The sequence below is a fragment of the Leisingera sp. ANG49 genome (genome assembly GCF_059694505.1).
On record NZ_JCATZN010000001.1, the window covers coordinates 614,302 to 634,551 of the forward strand.

A 20,250-nucleotide genomic window follows, 5' to 3' on the forward strand; every position below is an offset into this window, starting at 1 on the left:
TTTCAATTGGTTTCGTTAGGTTCCGGCGGTTCAGACATCATCCACACGGGCGCGGAAGCGCAGGGTGATCTGCCTGCCGCCGGTGCTCAGCCGCTCCGCCTTGGCGCGGTCAAACCACAGGCCCGTCAGCTGGCCGCGCGGCAGCGGCACCGCGGCGCCGACCAGCGCGTCGCAGACGGCGGCGGCGGCGGATTTGGCGGTGGCAAAGCCGGCCATGTCGGTGGTGACCGTGACAAAGAACCGGTGTTCCGCCCCGCCTGCGGATTTGTCGGAGCGGTCCAGCACCTCCTCGCTTCCAAGCGCCACATAGGTCTGGGGTAAGGGGCCTGCGGGGATGGCGTCATAGATGGCGCTGCCGACCAGCGCGGTCAGGCCCGCATCACCGGTCAGGTGGGTGTAGACGGCGGATTGCAGCCCGCCTGCGATGGCATAGGTCATGTGCTCACCTCCGCAACCGCGAAACAGGTGAGATAGCGTGCATCCGGTCCATTTTCCGCAACTGCATCAATGCGATAGAGACGGTTTTCATCGCGGAACCGCTGGTCGGGACGCGGGCGGGATGCAAAACCATTAGGGGAAGCACGCAGGGTGATGCGGTATTTCTGCAAAGAAAGGCTGTCGCTGTTGAGACGCCCGCTGAGCGGTTTCACCTCAGCCCAGAGGGTGCCAAGCGCCACCCAGGTCTCAGTATAGCCGCCCGCACCGTCGGCGGTGCGCTGGGGGTCTTCCAGCAGCAGTTTGCGGGTCAGGTTCGGGGGGCGTTTCATGCCAGGCCTCCCAAGGTCAGCCGCAGCGTGCGGTAGCGTTCAATGAGGCTGGTGACGCCAAAGGGCATGCAGCCGCCATGGAGGCCGGTGTCGGCCCGGTATTCATAGTAATGCGCGGCCAGCAGCATCACCGCCTGGCCCAGATCGGCAGGAAGCCCGCCCCAGTCCCCGGCCATGCCAGCCTGCAGGGTGATCCGCGCCAGACCACCGGTGGGAATGGCGGGCAGCAGGCTGCCCGCGGGACACAGCGCGGGGCGCTGGCTGTCGCGTTCCAGATGGTAGGCGGCGGGGTCCAGCACCGTCTCAGCCCCTGCGGCATCGCGGATCATCACCTCTGTCACGGCCTGCACCGGGGCGATGGGAAACACCATCCGGCTGCGGTCGCGCCAGTGGCGGATCTCCAGTTCAAAATCACGGGTTATCAGCGCCTTGCCGGTTCTTGCTTCCACCGCGGCCAGGGCGGCGCGCAGGAAGCCAAACAGCACCTCGTCCTGCAGGCTGCCCTCGCCAAAGCCGGTGCCCAGACGCAGATGCGCCTTGAAGGGGGCCAGCGGCAGGGCGGCCTCGGGCACGGGGGTCACTTCGCTCAGCATCATCATCTCACTCCTGCGGGCCTCCCCCTTGCCGGCCCGGGTCTGCTGTCCGTTTTCTAAGGTTCGGCCGGCACGCACCGTTCCCTGCCGCTCGGACGGAGGGGGAGCAGCTAGACGGCAGGGAAACTTGGGGGTGCGTGCCAGCCGGCGGACCGGGCTGCCGGTCCGCCATCAGCGCTGAGCGGTCAGCTCAGGCCGAATTTCATCAGCTTGATCGCAGCAAAGTCGCTAACGTCGCCGCCGACGCGCTTGGTCGCATAGAACAGCACATGCGGCTTGGCGCTGAAGGGGTCGCGCAGGACGCGCAGGTCCGGGCGTTCGGCGATGGTGTAGCCGGCGCGGAAGTCGCCAAAGGCAATCGGGTAGCTGTTGGCAGCCGGGTCCGGCATGTCCTCGGCGATAAGCACCGGGTAGCCCATCAGGCGCGCAGGCTCACCCGCGGCCAGACCGTCGGACCACAGGAAGCGGCCATCGGCGTCCTTCAATTTCCGCAGCATTCCCGCGGTCTTGGAGTTCAGAATGAAGGTCGCGTTGGCGCGGTATTCCGCCCCCAGCGCATAGACCAGATCAATGATTGCGTCGCCGTTGCCGACCTCGCCATCGACGCCGGTGGCCTTGTAGCCGATGTTGCCCCAGCTCCAGCTGTCGTTGTCCTCGACGTTGTAGTTGAGGAAGCCGGTGGGCTTGTCGTTGCCGTCGCCGTTGATGAAGGCGTCAGCCTCGGAGCGGGCGAATTTGTCGGCGATGCGGCCAGCCAGCCAGCCCTCGATATCAAAGGCGCTGTCATCGAGCAGCCGCTGCGAGGCCTTTGGGCAAGGCGCTCAGCTCATGCAGCGGGATCGAGATACGGTCGATGCTGCCGGTGGAGGTTTCCGCCGCGGGGCCGGTTTCATTGGCCCAGCCCGCGCCCATCTCGCTGTGGTCGATCAGCACGTCATAGCTTGAGGCCTCCACGTGCACCACGGAGGCCACGGCGCGGATTGAGGCGGAGGCGTTCAGCACCGCCTTGACGGTGTCAGAGGTCTGCGGGTCGACCAGATAGCCGCCGTCGCTGCCCACCGCGGTGGACATGGATTTGCCGTCCAGTTCGAGGCCGCGCAGGCCGTCGTCATCGCCGCTCCGCAGGTAGGCGTTGAACGCCTTCTGATGCGGGGCGCCCGCGTCCTGGCTGGCTGCCAGATGGGGGCGGTTCTGAGAGATTGTCTTACGGTCCAGCATGGTCACTCGCTCTTCTGCCTGTTTCAGCCTTGATTGCACGTCGTCCTGAAACCCCTTGAATTCATGAAGAAAGCCTGTAACGGCCTGTTTCACTTCATGCGCCAGGGGCGCTGCATCCCCGGTTTGGGCCGGGAGGTCTTGATTGCTCATGATGGGTGTCCTGTTTTGAGGTCACGGGTGATCTGGCGCAGGCCGTCGGCCAAGGCGCGCAGCGCTTGCGCTTCCGCCTGCACGGCGGAGGATTTCGCCGCCACCCGGGCGGCCGGCAGCATCGGGAAGGTGACCAGCGACACCTCCCACAGCTCCACCTGGGTCAGGTGGCGGGTGCCGTCGGGGGCGCGGGTGGCTTTCTGGGTGCGGTAGCCGATCGACAGGCCGTCTATGGCGCCGGCCCCGATCAGCGCAGCGGCCTCGGCTCCTTTGGGTGTGGCGGTGAGGATGCGGCCCTTCACATACAGTCCGCGCTTGTCTTCGCGCACCTCGTCCCAGACTCCGATGGGCTGGTGCGGGTCGTGCTGCCACAGCATCTTGACGCTGCGGCCCTGATCGCGGAGCGTCTTGAGCGAGGCGGCATAGGCGCCGCTCATCACCACGTCACCGCCCTGGTCGGTCTGGCCGAACAGGCTGGCATAGCCCTCAATTCCGGTTGCGTCCTTCAGCGAGAGATCCTCGCCGAAGCGTGCGAATTTATGTTCCAGCTGGGGTATTCCCTGCATCATCTGAGCCTCGCAAGTCGTTGGAGTTACGGCAATTGCACCGTCAGGAAGGATTGGAAGGCCTGCGCCAGGATCACCGCGGCGACGCCGTAGACGGTGAGCCAAAGGCGTTTTTCCAGCCGCTCCATCATCTGTTCGATCCGGTCGAGGCGGCGGTTCACGGCGTCGTTCTGGATCTGGGCCACCCGCTCATGGGCGGACAGGCGCAATCCCGGTGAACAATCGAATGGGTGCATCGGGTGCTCAGTCATCCTGTCCGCCCTCCGTCTGCGCGCCCTCAGTGTGGTCTGTGGGCAGGGTTTCTGTGGGCAACCCCAGCAGACGCCGCTTTTCCTCATGGGTGAGGAAATCTGCGGACGTGACGCGCCGCCACTGCGCCTCGCGCTCTGCCGCGAGCGCAGGCAGTTGGTCGAGGTCGGGCTTCAGCGCCAGCGCTTCGCCGGTCCAGGCGGTGAGCCAGCCGGACAGTGCGGCGGTGACTTTGGACACCAGCGGCAGCACGGTCAGCCGGTAGAAGGCGCGGTTGGCCTCCTGATAGTTGGCATAGGTCGCGTCGCCGGGGATGCCGATCAGCATCGGCGGCACCCCGAAAGCCAGCGCAATCTCGCGGGCGGCGGTGTCCTTGGTTTTCTGGAATTCCATGTCGGATGGGGAGAAGCCCATCGGCTTCCAGTCCAGCCCGCCCTCCAGCACCATCGGGCGGCCCGCGTTATTGGCGCCCTGGAAATTCGTTTGAATTTCTTCGCTTAGATGGCGGAATTGATCGTCGGACATCTGCCCCTGGCCGTCGGAGCCGGTCCAGACCAGAGCGCCGGAGGGGCGGGCTGCGTTATCAAGCAGCGCCTTGGACCAGCGCGAGGCGGCGTTGTGCACGTCAATCGCCATCGCCGCCGATTGCAGGGCCGAGAGGCCGTAGTGATCGTCCTGCGGGTGGAAGCTCTTGATATGGCAGACCGGGGAGTTGCCGGGCTCGTTGGCAAAGCGGTGCTTGCGCCCGCCGACCACATAGTCAAAGCCTGCGGGCCAGCCGTCCGGCCCCGGCACCACGTTCATCCGGTCGGAGCGCAGCACATGCAGTTCCGCGGGGGTTGCGTCCTCTGCCGTGACCATCTCGATGTAGGCGTTGCCGGAGAGCAGCAGGTGGCCGTAGAGCGCCTCCAGCATCTCAGCCTGGGTCTGGGCCGGGTTGGGGCGTGCCAGCAGCGCCAGCCAAGGGTGGCTGTCAAAGCGCTGGCGGCTGTCCTGCAGGACCAGCGGCACGGCGGCGGCGGCCTCGGCAATCAGGCGGATCACCCGGTGGGCAACCGGGTTGCCGGCAAAGCCGCTGCGGGTCAGCGAAACGGTGTCGCGCGGGCTCCAGGCGATGCGGCCGGCGCCGTGCCAGGAAACCACGCGGGCGGTCTGGCTGGCCTTCTGTTCCAGGCCCGGATTTTCAGGGCCCGGTTTCTGGGGGTCCGGCGTTTTGCGCCGCAGCAGGTCAAAGACCATGGTCCGCTCCTCAGCTTGTTCGTGTACGGCGCCTTGAGCCTTGGGGCTGATGCGCCTTTGCTGGGGATCTTTAGGGACAGAAAGGCCTGAAGATTTGGCAAGCGGTGCGTACGGTGGGTGCGCAACACCTTGATCTAAACATTTGTAATTATGGGTTTTTGGTGGCGCGTGACCGGTGTTGCAGGGCGCTGAGGGCGGCGCCCGGCCCGGCGGGGCGGAAAGCGTAGCGCCCGCCCCATCGTGCTGGAAGCACGCCTCCGGCATGACGGAGGGCGGGACGGGCGCTGCCCGGCGTGACGCCGGGCGGTTGTTTGCTGGTGGGTTACAACACCCGCACCTGCGGACGGCGCAGGTTGGCAGCTGGCTGGATGATCAGCTCATGCAGCGCCCAGACCAGCGCATCGACCCGGTCGGGCGAGCCGCTGCCGCGGTAGCCCTGCGGGGTCATCTGGCACATCTGGTCCTCCAGCTCTCCCAGGCCGGGCAGGTGAAACACCCGGCCCTGCTCATAGAGCGCCGCGACCGGTTCGGCGCGGGCGGATTTGCCCTTTTGCGCGTGCAAGGCTCGGAACGGTACCAGCGGCTCGGCCTGGCGCAGCACGGTTTCGACCAGGGCGCCGCCCTGGTTGACCTCTGCCACCACCCGCTCGGCGCCATGTGCATCGCGGGCAGCAACCACCGCCTGCGCCCAGGCGAGCGGGCCAACCCCCTGCACGGTGCAATCGGCCAACACATAGGCCTGCCAGTCCTGCGGCGGGCCGTGGGTGACGGCGCCGGCCACCACGATGCCGCAAGCGTCGGAATCCTTGCCTGCGCTGACCGCCGGGTCGACGGCCACCACCACCCTGTCGAGCGGCGGCGCCTCTGCCACCTGGGCCTCAACCAGCGCCGCGGTGGTCCACAGCGCGCCCTGGATGTCCGAGAGCATCACACCGTCGAGCTCCTGCCGCCCCAGCCGAGTGCCCGCGTAGCGCGCCCGCACCTCCGCCAGAAACGACGGTGCGAGGTTGGCGCGGTTGGCCTCGGTCGGCGCGTGGGTGGTGACGGTGCTGGGCGAGGCCAGCAGCCGTTTCAGGACCGGCGCATTGCGCGGGGTGGTGGTGACGCAGACGCGGGGGTCCTGCCCCAGCCGCAAGGCGAACTGGAGCATGTCCCAGCTCTCCTGCCCCTTCCTCCACTTGGCCAGCTCATCCGCCCAGGCGGCATCGAACTGGGGGCCGCGCAGGGCCTCGGTGTCATGCGCGGAGAACGCCTGCGCCTCTGCCCCGTTTGGCCAGATCAGCTTGCGCTCCGAGGCTTTCCACTTCGGCCGCCGGTCCGGCGGCGAGCAGGCCAGGATGCCGCTGTCGCCATGGATCATCACGTCGCGCACCTGGTCATAGGTTTCTGCCACCAGCGCGATGCGGCGGGCGGTGCCGGGGTCATAGGGGCTGGCCCCTTCGGCCAGCGAGCGGATCCATTCGGCCCCTGCCCGCGTCTTGCCTGCGCCGCGGCCGCCCAGGATCACCCAGGCGCGCCAGTTCCCGTCCGGCGGGCGCTGGTGATCCAGCGCCCAGATGTGAAAAAGATGCGGCAGCGCGCAGAGCGTCTTGCGGTCCAGCTCATTCAAAAAGCAGTTCAGGAGCCAGGGCGGCACGCAGGCGAGAAAGTCCGCGCTCGACAGCTGCGCGCGCCGCGACGAGATCGAGCTCGTGTTCGGATTTGAGCATGCGGGCGAAATCGGTGCTTTGTTCTGCAAGGAGTCTCTCCACTTTCTGGCATTCGCGGATCAGCTGTTCCAGACGGCTGATCTGCCCCTTGGCGCCGGTTGTTTCATCGGCGCCGGTAGTTTCGAGCTGCTCCCTTAGCTCCTCCGCCTCGTGTCGCAGGCGGTGTATGCTCTCCTGCAGGGATTGCAGGAGATCGGCGGTATAATGCACCTGCCGCTTCAGGAGGGCGCCGCCGTCCTGTTCCGGTGTCTGGCCCGGTTCCGGGCCGTTGGTATGATCTGTCATGACTTGCTCTGCCTCATGCGTTTTTGTCCGCACGAGAGAAAGACAGGACGGCCGCCGGCGGAGGGGTCCGGGGCCGTCCATGTTTCTTCCAGCTGCACCACAACTTATACCCGATTTCGCAAGAAAAGTCAAGGGTTACGGGAGGGGCAGCGTACGGTGGGTACGCAACGGGGGTGCAGTAAACAGCATTGCCGCCCCGGTTGGCGCCGGCCTTGTGCCTGGTCCGTTCGGCGATTGCAGAGGAGGCCTGATTTGACGCAAGCACAGCGCTCAGGCAGAGTTTGAACATGGCACAAACCGTTCTGCTCGATGTGTCCGGAGTCCTCTATCAAGGCAGCCGGGCTATCCCCGGGGCCGTGCAAGCCCTGTCGCGGCTGCGGGCCGCTGGGCGGCAGGTGCGCTGCCTCACCAATTCCACCCGGCAGCCGAAGCGGCGCATCATGGGCAAGCTCCGGGACCTTGGCTTCGGCATCCAGCCGGAGGAGGTGTTCACGCCCGTTGCTGCCGCGCTGGCGTGGCTGGAGCGCACGGGCCACAGCCCGCATTTGCTGGTCCACCCGGCGCTGGAGGAAGAGTTTCAGTACTGCAAGGGCGGTGGCCCGCCCGCGGTTGTGGTGGGCGATGCCGGACCGGCCTTCAGCTATGAGAACATGAACCGCGCCTTCCGGGTTCTGCTGGAGGGTGCGCCGCTGCTTGCCCTGGCCGACAACCGTGTTTTCCTGGACGAGGACGGGCGGCTGAGCCTGGATGCCGGGCCTTTCATCAAGGCGCTGGAATTCGCCAGTGCCGCCAAGCCCAGGCTGTTCGGCAAGCCGGACCCGGAGTTTTTCCGTGCTGCCGTGGCCAGCACCGGCTGCTCGCCGCAGCAGGCGGCGATGATCGGCGATGATGCGGAAAGCGATGTGGCGGGCGCCTTGGCGGCCGGGCTGGCAGCCGGCTATCTGGTGCGCACCGGCAAGTACCGCGACGGCGACGAGACGCGTTTTGACCCGCAGCCGACCGCCACAGCGGCGGATGTGCTGGAGGCTGTGGACCGCCTGCTGGCGCAGGACGGCGCGTGACCAGCTGGCTTGAGGGCGCGGGTTTGCGCCCGCCTCTGACAGTAAAAAAGGGCGCCCCGGGGCGCCCTTTTCCGTTTTCCAAGCCGCAGCTTCAGTTGTTCTGCTGCTGGGCTTCGATCTCGCGCCATTTGGCGACGTTGCGGTTGTGCTCGTCCAGCGTCTCGGCAAAGGCGTGGCCGCCGGTGCCGTCAGCGACGAAGAACACGTAATTGGTGGTCTCCGGGTTAACCGCCGCCTCCAGGCTTGCAAGCCCCGGGTTGGCGATGGGCGTCGGCGGCAGGCCCTCGATCACATAGGTGTTCCAGGGGGTGGCCTTGCGCAGCTCGCTCTGGCGCAACCCGCGGCCCAGCACGCCCTCGCCCTTGGTGACGCCATAGATCACCGTCGGGTCGGTCTGCAGGCGCATGCCGCGGTTGAGGCGGTTGGTGAAGACGGAGGCGACCAGGCCGCGCTCCTCGGCAACGCCGGTTTCCTTCTCGATGATCGAGGCGAGGATCAGCATTTCCTCGGGGGTTTTGACCACGGCGTCCGCCGAGCGGCCTTCCCAGGCGGCGCTGATGCGCAGCTCCTGGCGCTTCTGCATCTCAGCCAGCACGGCGGCGCGGCCGGTGCCCGGTGTGACCTCGTAGCTGTCCGGCGCCAGGAGGCCCTCAGCCGGGCGGTCGCCGGTCTCGCCTGCCAGCACGTCCATCGCCTTCAGCGCCTCGACCACCTGCCAGCTGGTCACGCCCTCGGCCAGCGCAATGCGGTAGCGGGTGTCGGCGTCCTGGCGGGTTTCGGTGTATTCCGCGGGCACCTCATCCTCGCCGAGGATGAATTCCGCCTTTTCCGCGAATTTATTGGTCGCTGGATCCAGCTCGCGCACCTCAGCCTGGGTGCGGGTCACGCCGATGCGGTAGACGATCTCGGTGCCGCAGGTGGAGGCGCCGGAATGGGTGATCTCGTCAACGATGCGCTCCATCGAGGCGCCCGGCTCCACCAGGAAACTGCCGGCCTTCAGCTGGCCGGTCTTCTCGCTGTACTTGGCGCCGAGGCGGAAGATGGTGCCGGAGGTGACCGCACCCTGCGCTTCCAGATCGCGGCTGACGCGGGCCATGTTGGAGCCCCGCTCCACCCGCAGGCAGATGGCGGTGTCCAGCGGACCCTGGGCCGTGTACTGCGACTGGCCCCACAGGATGAGGCCGCCCAGCAGGAACAGGGCGGCGATCAGGACCGTCAGCATATTGGAGGCGAGGCTGCGCCACATCAGCTGGTTTTCCCGAAGATCACCGATGCGTTGGTGCCGCCGAAGCCGAAGGAGTTCGACAGGGCCACGTCGATCTTGCGCTCGCGCTTGGCGTTGGGCGCCAGGTCGACCGGGGTTTCGACGGCGGGGTTGTCGAGGTTGATGGTCGGCGGCGCCACCTGGTCGCGGATCGCCAGAATCGAGAAGATCGCCTCAATCGCGCCGGCGGCGCCCAGCAGGTGGCCGGTGGCGGATTTGGTCGAGGACATGGTGACATTGGCGGCGTGGTTGCCCAACAGCCGTTCGACGGCGCCCAGCTCGATAGTGTCGGCCATGGTCGAGGTGCCATGCGCGTTGATGTAGTCGATGGCGGAGGGGTCCAGGCCTGCGTTGGCCAGGGCCGCCTTCATCGAGCGCTCGCCGCCTTCGCCGTCCTCGGACGGGGCGGTGATGTGGTAGGCGTCGCCCGACAGGCCGTAGCCCAGCACCTCGGCATAAATTTTGGCGCCGCGGGCCTTGGCGTGCTCGTAGTCCTCCAGCACCACGATGCCGGCGCCCTCGCCCATGACAAAGCCGTCACGGTCGGCGTCATAGGGGCGCGAGGCCGCCTTGGGGTCGTCGCCGCGCTTGGTGGACAGCGCTTTGCAGGCGTTGAAGCCGGCAATCCCGATTTCGCAGATCGCCGCCTCGGCGCCGCCTGCAATCATCACGTCGGCGTCGCCGGATTTGATCAGACGGGCCGCGTCGCCGATAGCGTGGGCACCGGTCGAGCAGGCGGTCACGACGGAGTGGTTCGGGCCCTTGAAGCCGAAACGGATCGAAACCTGGCCGGAGATCAGGTTGATCAGCGCGCCGGGGATGAAGAACGGAGAAACCCGGCGGGGGCCTTTTTCCTTGATCATCACCGCGGTATCCGCGATCGACGACAACCCGCCGATGCCGGAGCCGATCATCACGCCGGTGCGCAGGCGGCTTTCCTCGTCCTCGGGCGTCCAGCCGGCGTCGCGCACGGCCATGTCGGCGGCTGCGATGCCGTAGAGGATGAAGTCGTCGATCTTCTTCTGCTCTTTCTTGATCACCCAGTCATCCGGGTTGAAAGTGCCCTCGGAGCCGTCGCCGCGCGGAACTTCGCAGGCATAGGTCGTGGCGACGCCGCTTGCCTCGGCATCAAACAGGGTGATGGGGCCGGCACCCGACTGTCCATCCAGCAACCGGGACCAGGTTTCTTCGACTCCGCTGGCCAGCGGGGTGACCAGGCCCAGTCCGGTGACTACTACTCGGCGCATTCCTTGCTCTCCTATGCCTCGGCAATCCGTTTGTCCAAATAGCTTGGAATGGCAACCGGGTGCAAGAGCGGGCTGGCCGCCGGGATGACGTGGCGGAAAACAGGCCGTGGCGGCACTTTTTGCGAAACGGGAACCTTTGATTAACAATTCTCATTCAGGTTGAATTTATCAAAACGCGTAACTCGGCATCCGTCCTCGTGGATTGCCAAAGCGGGCTGGAGCTCTGGGCCATTTTGTCTCCAGCCCGCATTTTTTTTCAGAGCTGTGCTGACTGTCCGGTTTCCTTACCGGTGCGCCTTGGGCCTGTGCCGCTTCTTCCGCGCCACAGCAGGCAAGACCGGGCAGCGCATCTTTTCCCGCAGCCAGCCGTCCGCGTTAACCTCAAATTCGTATCTTTGCGCCAATATCTCCTGTGGAGATACGTGAGGAACACCTTGCCATGCGTAAATGGCTGCCGACAGCTGCGGTTCTGCTGACCTTGTCCCTGCTTCCCGGGCGCGCGGAGGCTGCATGCCCTGTGCATCAGGATCTCTCCGACCTGAACCGGGCGTCGGCCGGGTTCCTTAGCTATCTGGAGACCGGCCAGGGCGCCTATTACGCGCAGCAGCTGAACAGCTGGATCGGCGCGAATCCGCCCGCCCCGCTGACGCAGCGGATGCGGGCCGTCGGCATCCAGCAGGTTGAGCCCGGAACGCTGAAGCTGATGCAGCAGAACACCGTTTTGCTGCAGATGCTGTCCAGCCAGGGCCGCCAGGCAGCGCTGGAAGGGGCGCGGCATCTGGGGATCTTTGAGCTGCAGTCCGAATACGGCACCCTGGTCGAGGCGCTGCCCTGCGATCAGATCAAGGAAGACGGTTTCGGCAGCAAGCTGGTGGCGATCAACGCCAATGATGCGCGGCAGCGCCAGCAGATCATCAATGCCGCCATTGCCTGGGTCTCGTTCCTGGTACTGGGCGGCAGCGTTCTGTATTTCCTGGACCGGATCGGCATCCGCAAGATCCGCCGCACCAAACGCTACCCCTGCGCCGTTCCCTGCGTTCTGCAGGCCGGCGGGCGGACCGTGCGGGCGCAGCTGGTGGATCTCAGCCGGGCCGGCGCCAAGGTGCATCCGGACGCGCAATGCGACGCAAGCGGCCGGGTGACCCTCAGCTTTGGCGGCTACACCATGCAGGCGCAGGTCCGCTGGAAGACAGCGGACTACATCGGGGTGCAATTCACCAAGGAATTCAACTTCATGCAGCTGCATCGGCTGCTGGAGGAATTCCCGATGGAGGAAGGCGGCATGCGCGAGGAAGCCCGGCTGGGTCTGTAAGCGGACCAGCCTTCCCCTTCAGAATCAGGCTCATATGGTTGCGGAAATGCGGGCCGCCCCGGTGCGGCGCAGGCTGGCCGGTGCCGCACCGGGGCGGCCCGGCCATTAAGCGTCCTGTCCCGCCGGTTTGCACCCCCTCCTGCGCCCGCCGCCAAAGCCGCGCCCTGAGCGGCTTTCGCTTTTGCGGCGAATTAACTCTCGCGAGGGGCATCGTTAATTTCCAATACCACCGCTTCAAGTAGAATGCTCCGGTGACTGGCAATCCATAGTTGCGACCCGAGCTGCAAAGCGAGCCCTGAATGAAACACTGGCCAATGATCCTGGCGGCGCTTGCCGCGCCTGTTGCGGTCTGGACCATGGCGGACCGGGCTGCGGCGTCGCAGGCCACCTGCATGCTTCAGTCCGATCTGGTGATTTTCCAGCACGAGGCACGCGGGTTTCTGGAGCATCTGCGCTCCGGCAATGATCCGGGTAAGGCCACGCGGCTGCAGCACTGGCTGGAGGATCATCCGGTGGTGACGCTGCGGATGCAAATGCGGCGGGACGGCATGGCATTGTACGAGCCGCTGGCCATGCGGCTGCTCACCCAGCAGAAAGGGCTGCTGCAGGTGTACAGCCGGCACGGGGCCGCCAAGGCGCAAACCAGTGCGGCGCGGCTTGGCACCGCCGCGCTGCTGGAAGAGTTTGCCGCGCGGATCATTTCCCTGCCCTGCAAGTTCGACCCGGAACCGGAACAGGTTGCGGACCGGGCGGCCGGCATCGGGCGGATCAAGGGGATTTCGCAGGAAGCCGCCCTCGCCAGTTCGCTGTCGGCGCTGGTTCTGGGCTGCGGCGGCCTGGTCCTGGCAGAGCGGGTTGCCCGCAGGCACCGGCGCAGGCGCAGACGCTACCCTTGCCCGCTGCCCTGCAGCCTGCAAGCAAACCGCCAGATGCTGCGCGCAGAACTGGTCGATATCAGCCGCATGGGCGCCAAGATACGGGTCTGGCAACTGCCCGGCACCCCATTGCCGCCGCCCAGGAGCGAGGTCATGGCCATCCTCCCCGGGGTGGAGGAGGTCCGCGCCCAGGTGACCTGGCAAAGCGCCGATTGCGTCGGTGTGAAATTCAGCGAACCGTTGACCGGCGAAGATCTGCAGACCCTGCTCAACCGGTCGAAACAGGCCGCAACCGCCGCACCGGCCGCGGCGGTCAAACCGGCCTGACGGCGGGAATTGCACCTGGCGTTCGCAGGGGCGGCTGCCCATTCGCGCCGAACTGCCGGCCTATGCAAAAGGGACGCCTGCAAGCAGGCGCCCCTGGTATTTCAGTTTCCGGCTCTGACCGTTGCCCGGTCCGGCGGTTATTGGAATTCAGCCACCGGTTCCGGTTCCGGACGGGCCACCGTCAGCGCCTCCTCGACCGAGAGGGTCTTGCGGAACAGGGCGCGGCCCACGAGGGCGCCGGAAATGTTGTGGATGTACTTCAGCCGGGAAATGTCATCGGCGTTGCGCACCACGCCGCTGGCGATCACCGGCAGCTTCACTTCGGACGCCAGATGCGAGATCAGCCCCATCTGCGCTTCGGTGTCGGCCACATCGGCGTCGATGTCGGTGATGATGATGCCCGCAAAGGGGGTGTCCTTGAACGCCTCCAGATAGGCTTCCGGAGTGAAGGCGCCGGATTGGCGCCAGCCGTCGGTCATTACCTGGCCCTGCCAGATGTCCACCGCCAGCACGATCTGGTCCGGGTGGTGTTCGGCCAGTTCGCGCACCAGATGCGGGTCGCGCGCGGCCAAGGTGCCGATGACGATGCGGCCTGCCCCCTTGTCGATCCAGCTCTCGACCTGCTCGCGCGAGCGCATGCCGCCGCCCAGCTGCACCGGAATGCCGGCGCCGCGGATGATATTCAGCACCAGCTCCTCGTTTCTGGTGTCGCCCTCGATCGCGCTGAAGTCGGTCAGGTGCATCCATTCCGCCCCTGCCGCAGCAAAACCCTTGGCGGTCTCCACCGGGTCCACGTGCCAGATCTGCGGCTCATCCAGGCGGCCTTTTTCGAGGGTCACGCAACGGCCGTTCTGAATTTCCATCGTGGGGTAGATCATCATAGTGCCAGTCTCCTCATGTTATGCCTCTGGAGGTGAGAGTAGCACGGATCCTGCCCGGCGATACGGCGTTTCCTGACCATTTATCGAACAATTGCGGCGCGGCTATCCGGCCTGTCTGCTAGCGCAAACACGCAAGGAGACGGATCGCCGCAGGAGCAGATTCGGGGCCCCTGGCGGGCAAAAGAAAACGGCGCCCTCCGTGCAGGAGAGCGCCGTTAAATCCGGTCATCCGGAAGCGTGGCTTAGGACGCTTCGGAGATGAACTTGACCGCGTCGCCGAAGGTCTGGATGGTTTCGGCTGCGTCGTCCGGGATCTCGATGCCGAACTCTTCTTCAAACGCCATCACCAGTTCCACGGTGTCCAGGCTGTCTGCGCCCAGATCGTCGATGAAGGAGGCGTTTTCGGTGACCTTGTCCTCTTCAACACCCAGGTGCTCAACAACGATCTTTTTAACGCGATCTGCGACGTCGCTCATGTCTCTTCCTCGTTTTACAGGGCACTCTGCCCGGTTCTGCCCTGCCCGGTCGGGCGGCGTGGTTATTGCCCGGAGCGGGCGGTGTGATCCCCGCGGGACGGGGACAGTGCGGCGTTTCCCAAAGGAAATGCCTGCGGATACGGGCCGCCTATAGCATAGACCGCAGCCAAGGCAAACGGTTTCGCGCGGTCATCAAGCGGCAGCGCGGCTTGCCTGTGGCCGCTATGAAGCGTGCAGATGGCCTTGTAATCAAGAGCTTGCAAGGGCTGCACCGCATCTTTTTTGCTTTTTTACAGGATTTCAACCATTTGGCGGCCCAAGCTGGCGCGGGCTGCCGGTCCGGTTTCATGCCCCAGGCGCAAAAAAGCCCCGCAGGCAGGCTGCGGGGCTTTTGGAAAATGCGCGGCGGCAGTGCGCTCAGATCATTGCCATGCCGCCGTTCACATGCAGGGTGGTGCCGGTGACATAGCCCGCTTCCTGGCTGGCCAGATACAGCACGGCAGAGGCGATTTCCTTCGAATCTCCCATCCGGCCGGCCGGAATCTGGGTCAGGATCGCGTCTTTCTGGTTGTCGTTCAGCTTGTCGGTCATTGCGGTGGCAATGAAGCCCGGCGCCACGGCGTTGACGGTGATGCCGCGGTTGGCGACCTCATAGGCCAGCGACTTGGACATGCCGACCATGCCGGCCTTGGAGGCGGCATAGTTGCCCTGGCCCGGGTTGCCGGTGGCGCCGACAACGGAAGAGATGTTGATGATGCGGCCCCAGCGCGCCTTCATCATGCCGCGCAGCACGCCGCGGCACAGCCGCATGGTGGAGGTGAGGTTCACGTCCAGAACGCTCTGCCATTCCTCGTCCTTCATCCGCATGAACAGGTTGTCGCGGGTGATGCCTGCGTTGTTCACCAGGATATCGACGGAGCCCATCGCCTCGGCCGCCTGTTTCGGCAGCGCCTCGACCGCCTCGGCGTCGGAGAGGTTGCAGGGCAGCACATAGGCGCGCTCGCCCAGCTCATCCGCCAGCGCCTTGAGCGGCTCCTCGCGGGTGCCGGACAGCGCGACGGTGGCGCCGGCCGCGTGCAGGGCGCGGGCGATGTCGCCGCCGATGCCGCCCGAGGCGCCAGTCACCAGCGCATTTTTTCCTGTAAGATCAAACATGTTTCTTGCCCTCTTGGCTTCTTAGTCCCGCAGGACCGGTTTTGTCAGAAGACCGTAGCTTTCTATTTCCGCCTCGGTCATTACATGCATTCCGCTGGCAGGCGCGGCGTGAACGGTGAACCAGTAGAACTCCGCGCTGCCCAGCATCCGGGTTGTGTAGGCCACATAAGGGGCGTGCTCCGGATGCCAGCGCGGGTATTCGTCCGCGGTTCCGTCGCCCTCCCAGGCGTGCACGCCCAGAACCGCCCCTGCCTCCATGGTGCGCTCGGAGCCGGCCAGGAACAGCTCCACCGCGCCGGAGAATATCTCGCTGCGGGCGGTGACATGGGTGTCCAGGCCCAGATCGCGCACCAGATGGCCGATTTTCAGGTTGATCTCGTCGTCGTCGGATCCGGGCATGTCCATCAGCACCAGCCGTTGCGCGTCCGGGTGCTTTGCCATGAAGGTCCGGAACCGGCGCAGCGATTTGCCGTTCACGGTTCCGTTGACCAGAATGTCCTGCCCCCGGAGTTCGAAGCTGGCCGCCTGCGCCTGCCTGAGCATCAGCCCACCTGCCACTGCCGCGGCAAGGGCAAGGCTGAAACCCAGGAACGCGAGGCGGCGCTGCATGGATCAGGCCCCGGCGGCAGCCACGGCGTCTTCGGGGGTGCCGACCTGGCGGCACGTGAGGCTGCGGTCGATCTTGCGGATCATGCCCGACAGCGCCTTGCCCGCGCCGATTTCCCAGAACTCGGTGACGCCCTTGGCCGCCATCGCCTGCACGCTTTCGCGCCAGCGCACGGAGCCGGTCACCTGCTCAACCAGCAAGGCGCGGATTTCGTCCGGGCTGGTCACGGCATCGGCGCGCACATTGGCGATCAGCGGCACCGCGGGGGATTTGATATCAACACCAGCCAGCGCCTCAGCCATGGCGTCGGCGGCGGGCTGCATCAGGGCGCAGTGGAAGGGGGCGGACACCGGCAGCATCACCGCGCGCTTGGCGCCTTTCTCCTTGGCGATTTCGGCAGCGCGTTCCACCGCGGCCTTGGCGCCGGAGACCACCACCTGGGTGGGGTCGTTGTCGTTGGCGGCCTGGCAGACCTCGCCCTGCGCGGCTTCTTCAGCCACTGCGCGCACGGCGTCGAGATCGAGGCCCAGGATCGCGGCCATGGCACCCTCGCCCACCGGCACGGCGCTTTGCATTGCCAGGCCGCGGGTGCGCAGCAGGCGGGCGGTGTCGGCAACCGAAATGGCGCTGGCGGCAGCCAGTGCGGAGTATTCGCCCAAGGAGTGGCCGGCCACGAAGGACGCCTTGCCGATGGTGACCCCTTCGGCCTCCAGCGCACGCATTGCAGCGATGGAGGTGGCCATCAGGGCGGGCTGAGCGTTCTGGGTCAGGGTCAGGGTTTCAATATCGCCCTCCCAGATCAGCTGGCTCAGGCTTTCCCCCAGCGCGTCGTCGACCTCGTCAAAGATGGCCTTGGCGGCGGGATAGGCCTCGGCCAGCGCCTTGCCCATGCCGATGGTCTGGGCGCCCTGCCCGGGGAACACAAATGCGATCGTCATTGATGACCTCGTCTGTTTCAGCGTTTTGCCTGATGTACCCGCCCTTTCCCCTGCGTACAAGCAAAGCTGCACCTGACGCACGAAACCTGTGCGCCGGTGGACAGCACTCGTGCGTTGCAACAGGGGAAGGCGTGGTTAGGTTATGGGAAACCGGACCCTGACCAGGAAATGCGCCCAATGTCCCGCACCAACACGTTTTCTTCTTATGGCAGCGTCGCCAAAGGCTTCCACTGGCTGACCGCGCTGCTGATCTTCTCAGCCTTTCCGCTGGGCTATTTCGCCAACGGTCTGGCGCATGAGATCCAGAGCCCCGGATTTGACGGCAGCCAGGCGGTGATCGAGCGCGCCACGCTCTTGTTCTCCATGCACAAGACCATCGGGGTGGCGGTGTTCTTTACTGCGCTGCTGCGGATCCTGTGGGCGCTGAGCCAGCCGAAGCCGGGCCTGCTGCACCCCGGCCGCAAGGCGGAGGCGCTGGCGGCGGAGGTGGTGCATTGGCTGCTCTATGGCTCGCTGGTGGCGGTGCCGCTGACCGGCTGGATCCATCACGCGGCCACAACCGGGTTCGCGCCGATCTGGTGGCCATTCGGCCAGAGCCTGCCGTTTGTGCCGAAGTCCGATCATGTGGCGGGTTTCTTTGGCAGCCTACACTGGCTGCTGGTCTGGACGCTGGCGGCGGCGCTGGGGCTGCATATTGCCGGCGCACTGAAGCATCATGCGGTCGACCGCGATGCCACCCTGCGCCGGATGCTGCCGGGCCGCAGCGATCTGCCCGAGCCGCCTGCGCAGGCGCACAGCGTGGCGCCGCTGCTGGCGGCGCTGGCGGTCTGGGGCGGTGTGCTGAGCGGCGGCGCTGCGCTGGGCATTCTTGGCGGCCATGACCACAGCCACGGCAGCGAAGGCACCGTTGCCCCTGTGGTGGCCGCGGCGCCTGAAGGAACAGGCAGCTGGGCGGTGCAGTCGGGCACGCTGGGGATTTCCGTCACCCAGATGGGCAGCGCCGTTGATGGCAGCTTTGGCGAGTGGGCCGCAGCGATCAATTTCGAAGAGCCGGCCGCACCCGGCCCGGCTGGCGATGTGGAGGTGACCATCGCAATCCCGTCACTGGAGCTGGGCTCGGTTGCGGGCCAGGCGATGGGCGCGGATTACTTCGACAGCGCAAGCTTCCCCACCGCGCTGTTCAAGGCGGAAATCGAGAAACTGGCGGAGGGCTATCAGGCGGTTGGCACGCTGACCATTAAGGGGGAAACTGTGCCGGCCACCCTGCCCTTTGACCTGGTGCTGGAGGGGGACACTGCCAGGATGACCGGCGGTCTGACGCTGAACCGGCTGGATTTCGGGGTCGGGAAAAGCCTGCCGGATGAAAGCTCGCTCGCCTTTGCCGTTGATGTGGCGGTGGAGCTGGAGGCGAAACGCACAGACTGACTGAGGGGACCTGGGGGAACCCGGGGGAGCGCTCCCGCGCCTGCGGAGGCGCCGGCCGGGCCGGCACCCCCTGGCAGCCTTGGGCCTGGCGCCGCGCTAACGCGCGGCGCTGCAAGGTTCTGCCCCTAGGCGGTTCTGTCGCTAACCGGTGTTCAGAACTCCTTTTCCAGGATCACGACACCAATTTCGGGCAATGCTGCATCGCGCCCGGAAAACACACTGCGGCCGGTTTCGGCAAACCCCCATTTCGCATAGAAGGGAACCGCGTTCAAAGTCGCCTCGATGCGCACATGCCCGGAGCCGCCCGTCAGGGCATCCTCCAGCGCGCGCTGCATCAGACCCGCACCGGCCCCGAGGCCGGTGTGGCCCGCGGCGACGAACAGGCGCTTGATCTCGCCCGGAACGCCGTGGGCAAAACCCACCGGTTTCCGTTCCGCCTCGGCAATCCAGATGCCTCCGGCGGCGCAATCGCGCAGATAATCTTCGGGCACCCGGCCCGCCATCCAGCTGTCGACCACGTCTTGCGGGTAGGGGTCCGGGGCAAGACGGCTGACCGATGCGCCAACCAGATCAAAGACAGCCTGCGCGTCGCCGCGTTGCGACCGCCGGTAGCGGAGGGTGCCCGTCTGTGTCCTGCTTGCTGCCACTGTCTGCTCCTGTCCGCCGGTCCGTATGCCGGCAGGCCAAATTCTGGCACAGGCAGGTTGCGGCAGGCAACACCATAAAGCTGAATTCACGCAACCAAACTCTACCTTGGCAGCATGGTCAGTGCCGGTGGTAGTAGTATCCGCCGTGGCGCGAGCGGTGGCGGTGGCCGCCGTGGCGGCGGAAATGGTGCCGGTCGCGGCCCGCGTGGTGGTGACGGCGGGCGCCGTGGTGGCCGTAGTACTGTCTGGGCTGGTGGTAATAGACGCGGCCGCGGTGGCGGTCCCGGTCGTTGTCCAGGCTCTTGACGATGATGCCAAGCGCAATCAGCCCGGCAATGGCGCGGGCGGCGTCACTGCCAGAATCATGGGCTGCGGCGGGAGCTGTAAAGGCCAGGTTGGCAGCAAGGGCCAAAGCCGCGCAGGCTGAAGTGAGAAAGCCGAAGCGGAACATGGTGCCTCCTTTCCGAAGTGGCCGGAGGGGCCGTCTTCAGTCTGCGCCTGCCGCGACGGAAACGCCAGTGAACCCCGGTCACAGTTTGGGGAGCTGATTGCAGGCCGGGCAATGGAAAACCGCCGGCCCATCGGGAGCCGGCGGCTGGAAACAGGATCAGGCAGTTGCGGAATCAGCTGTCGGCCTTCATCGCCTCGATCGAGATTCTGATGCTGATCTCGTCGCCGACAAAGGGAACGGCGGCACCCACACCGAAATCAGAACGCAGCAGGCTGGCGGTGGCATCGAACCCGGCCCAGGGCTTGTTGGCCATCGGATGCTCGCCGGTCTGGTTCAGCTTGGCGTCCAGCACCACCGGTTTGGTCACGCCGTTCAGGGTCAGATCACCAGTGATATTGGCAGTGGTGCCGCCCGTCACCTCGATGCTGGTGGACTGAAATGTGATTGTCTCGTCCCCGGAAGCCTTGAAGAAATTTTCGGACATCAGATCTTTGAACCGGGGTTCCCATCCGGTCATCATCGACGCCAGCGGGATGGTCACCGACACGCTCGAGGCGGCGGGATCCTCCTGGTTGAACATGATTTCCCCCTCGAAACCGGCGAACATGCTGGTCGTGGTTGAATAGCCCAGGTGATTATACGTGAACACGACCTGGCTGTGGGAAGGGTCCAGAAGGTATTTCTCAGGCGCAGCGGCGGCAGCGGACGCGGCAGCGGCGATGAAAGCAGCGAGAAGACAGGATCTCATTGGCCAAACTCCGTGTAACTATTCAACTGACAGCGGAACAGCGCCGACGACGGGCACCCG

At 65.8% G+C, this 20,250-nt stretch carries 22 protein-coding genes and 1 pseudogene; 4 read left to right on the plus strand and 19 right to left on the minus strand.

Annotation, left to right across the window (positions count from 1 at the left end; all coding sequences use genetic code 11):
* Window positions 1-30 precede the first annotated feature (30 nt).
* The 9 genes and pseudogenes from AC58NV_RS03030 to AC58NV_RS03070 all read right to left on the minus strand — a co-directional run bounded on the left by AC58NV_RS03030 (window position 31) and on the right by AC58NV_RS03070 (window position 6,776).
* The gene (locus AC58NV_RS03030; RefSeq protein ID WP_497225822.1) at window positions 31-438 is read right to left on the minus strand and encodes a DUF3168 domain-containing protein; all 408 of its coding nucleotides are present in this window, start codon (window positions 436-438) and stop codon (window positions 31-33) included.
* Window positions 435-767 (minus strand): head-tail adaptor protein, encoded by a 333-nt coding sequence (locus tag AC58NV_RS03035; protein WP_497225823.1) that lies wholly within the window; start codon window positions 765-767, stop codon window positions 435-437. The genes AC58NV_RS03030 and AC58NV_RS03035 overlap by 4 nt, the downstream gene beginning before the upstream one ends.
* Complete coding sequence (locus AC58NV_RS03040; protein ID WP_497225824.1) at window positions 764-1,363, minus strand: head-tail connector protein; 600 nt, start codon at window positions 1,361-1,363, stop codon at window positions 764-766. Before AC58NV_RS03040 ends, AC58NV_RS03035 begins: the two co-directional genes overlap by 4 nt.
* Before the next feature lie 182 nt (window positions 1,364-1,545).
* Window positions 1,546-2,728, minus strand: a pseudogene (locus AC58NV_RS03045) (phage major capsid protein).
* The gene (locus AC58NV_RS03050; protein ID WP_497225825.1) at window positions 2,725-3,297 is read right to left on the minus strand and encodes an HK97 family phage prohead protease; all 573 of its coding nucleotides are present in this window, start codon (window positions 3,295-3,297) and stop codon (window positions 2,725-2,727) included. The pseudogene AC58NV_RS03045 and the gene AC58NV_RS03050 overlap by 4 nt, the downstream one beginning before the upstream one ends.
* A 23-nt stretch (window positions 3,298-3,320) precedes the next feature.
* A complete protein-coding gene (locus AC58NV_RS03055) occupies window positions 3,321-3,545 on the minus strand; it encodes a GTA head formation protein, RCAP_rcc01685 family (RefSeq protein WP_497225826.1) in 225 nt (74 codons plus the stop codon).
* Window positions 3,538-4,782 (minus strand): phage portal protein, encoded by a 1,245-nt coding sequence (locus AC58NV_RS03060; RefSeq protein ID WP_497225827.1) that lies wholly within the window; start codon window positions 4,780-4,782, stop codon window positions 3,538-3,540. Before AC58NV_RS03060 ends, AC58NV_RS03055 begins: the two co-directional genes overlap by 8 nt.
* Before the next feature lie 322 nt (window positions 4,783-5,104).
* Entirely contained in the window at window positions 5,105-6,391 is a 1,287-nt protein-coding gene (locus AC58NV_RS03065) for a DNA-packaging protein (protein ID WP_497225828.1), read from the minus strand.
* Window positions 6,384-6,776, minus strand: a complete 393-nt coding sequence (locus AC58NV_RS03070) for a hypothetical protein (protein ID WP_497225829.1) — start codon at window positions 6,774-6,776, stop codon at window positions 6,384-6,386. Before AC58NV_RS03070 ends, AC58NV_RS03065 begins: the two co-directional genes overlap by 8 nt.
* Before the next feature lie 287 nt (window positions 6,777-7,063).
* Here AC58NV_RS03070 and AC58NV_RS03075 point away from each other — a divergent pair, with 287 nt between their 5' ends.
* Window positions 7,064-7,837 (plus strand): TIGR01458 family HAD-type hydrolase, encoded by a 774-nt coding sequence (locus tag AC58NV_RS03075; protein ID WP_497225830.1) that lies wholly within the window; start codon window positions 7,064-7,066, stop codon window positions 7,835-7,837.
* 91 nt (window positions 7,838-7,928) lie between these two features.
* Here AC58NV_RS03075 and mltG read toward each other — a convergent pair whose 3' ends face one another.
* Both mltG and fabF read right to left on the minus strand, forming a co-directional pair.
* Window positions 7,929-9,083, minus strand: a complete 1,155-nt coding sequence (gene mltG / locus AC58NV_RS03080) for an endolytic transglycosylase MltG (protein WP_497225831.1) — start codon at window positions 9,081-9,083, stop codon at window positions 7,929-7,931.
* Window positions 9,083-10,348, minus strand: a complete 1,266-nt coding sequence (gene fabF / locus AC58NV_RS03085; protein ID WP_366661640.1) for a beta-ketoacyl-ACP synthase II — start codon at window positions 10,346-10,348, stop codon at window positions 9,083-9,085. Before fabF ends, mltG begins: the two co-directional genes overlap by 1 nt.
* Window positions 10,349-10,787: 439 nt before the next feature.
* Here fabF and AC58NV_RS03090 point away from each other — a divergent pair, with 439 nt between their 5' ends.
* Together AC58NV_RS03090 and AC58NV_RS03095 are read left to right on the plus strand one after the other, a co-directional pair.
* Window positions 10,788-11,660, plus strand: a complete 873-nt coding sequence (locus AC58NV_RS03090; RefSeq protein WP_497225832.1) for a PilZ domain-containing protein — start codon at window positions 10,788-10,790, stop codon at window positions 11,658-11,660.
* Between the two features lie 299 nt (window positions 11,661-11,959).
* Entirely contained in the window at window positions 11,960-12,862 is a 903-nt protein-coding gene (locus tag AC58NV_RS03095; protein WP_497225833.1) for a PilZ domain-containing protein, read from the plus strand.
* Window positions 12,863-12,999: 137 nt separating this feature from the next.
* Here the strand turns inward: AC58NV_RS03095 and AC58NV_RS03100 are convergent, their stop codons facing one another.
* The 5 genes from AC58NV_RS03100 to fabD form a co-directional block, all read right to left on the minus strand.
* Complete coding sequence (locus AC58NV_RS03100; protein ID WP_497225834.1) at window positions 13,000-13,743, minus strand: 1-(5-phosphoribosyl)-5-[(5-phosphoribosylamino)methylideneamino]imidazole-4-carboxamide isomerase; 744 nt, start codon at window positions 13,741-13,743, stop codon at window positions 13,000-13,002.
* Window positions 13,744-13,985: 242 nt separating this feature from the next.
* A complete protein-coding gene (locus AC58NV_RS03105; protein ID WP_005982462.1) occupies window positions 13,986-14,219 on the minus strand; it encodes an acyl carrier protein in 234 nt (77 codons plus the stop codon).
* A 417-nt stretch (window positions 14,220-14,636) separates the two neighbouring features.
* A complete protein-coding gene (fabG, locus tag AC58NV_RS03110) occupies window positions 14,637-15,374 on the minus strand; it encodes a 3-oxoacyl-ACP reductase FabG (protein WP_497225835.1) in 738 nt (245 codons plus the stop codon).
* Window positions 15,375-15,395: 21 nt separating this feature from the next.
* Window positions 15,396-15,983 (minus strand): alpha/beta hydrolase, encoded by a 588-nt coding sequence (locus AC58NV_RS03115; RefSeq protein ID WP_497225836.1) that lies wholly within the window; start codon window positions 15,981-15,983, stop codon window positions 15,396-15,398.
* Between the two features lie 3 nt (window positions 15,984-15,986).
* Window positions 15,987-16,919: an ACP S-malonyltransferase gene (gene fabD, locus AC58NV_RS03120; RefSeq protein WP_497225837.1), complete on the minus strand. Its 933-nt coding sequence runs from the start codon at window positions 16,917-16,919 to the stop codon at window positions 15,987-15,989.
* Between the two features lie 177 nt (window positions 16,920-17,096).
* Here fabD and AC58NV_RS03125 point away from each other — a divergent pair, with 177 nt between their 5' ends.
* Entirely contained in the window at window positions 17,097-18,344 is a 1,248-nt protein-coding gene (locus AC58NV_RS03125) for a cytochrome b/b6 domain-containing protein (RefSeq protein ID WP_497225838.1), read from the plus strand.
* 152 nt (window positions 18,345-18,496) lie between these two features.
* Here AC58NV_RS03125 and AC58NV_RS03130 read toward each other — a convergent pair whose 3' ends face one another.
* From AC58NV_RS03130 to AC58NV_RS03140, 3 genes are all read right to left on the minus strand, one after another.
* The gene (locus tag AC58NV_RS03130; RefSeq protein WP_497225839.1) at window positions 18,497-18,991 is read right to left on the minus strand and encodes a GNAT family N-acetyltransferase; all 495 of its coding nucleotides are present in this window, start codon (window positions 18,989-18,991) and stop codon (window positions 18,497-18,499) included.
* A 118-nt stretch (window positions 18,992-19,109) separates the two neighbouring features.
* Window positions 19,110-19,442, minus strand: a complete 333-nt coding sequence (locus AC58NV_RS03135) for a hypothetical protein (RefSeq protein ID WP_497225840.1) — start codon at window positions 19,440-19,442, stop codon at window positions 19,110-19,112.
* Between the two features lie 172 nt (window positions 19,443-19,614).
* A complete protein-coding gene (locus AC58NV_RS03140) occupies window positions 19,615-20,190 on the minus strand; it encodes a YceI family protein (RefSeq protein ID WP_497225841.1) in 576 nt (191 codons plus the stop codon).
* Window positions 20,191-20,250: the final 60 nt, after the last annotated feature.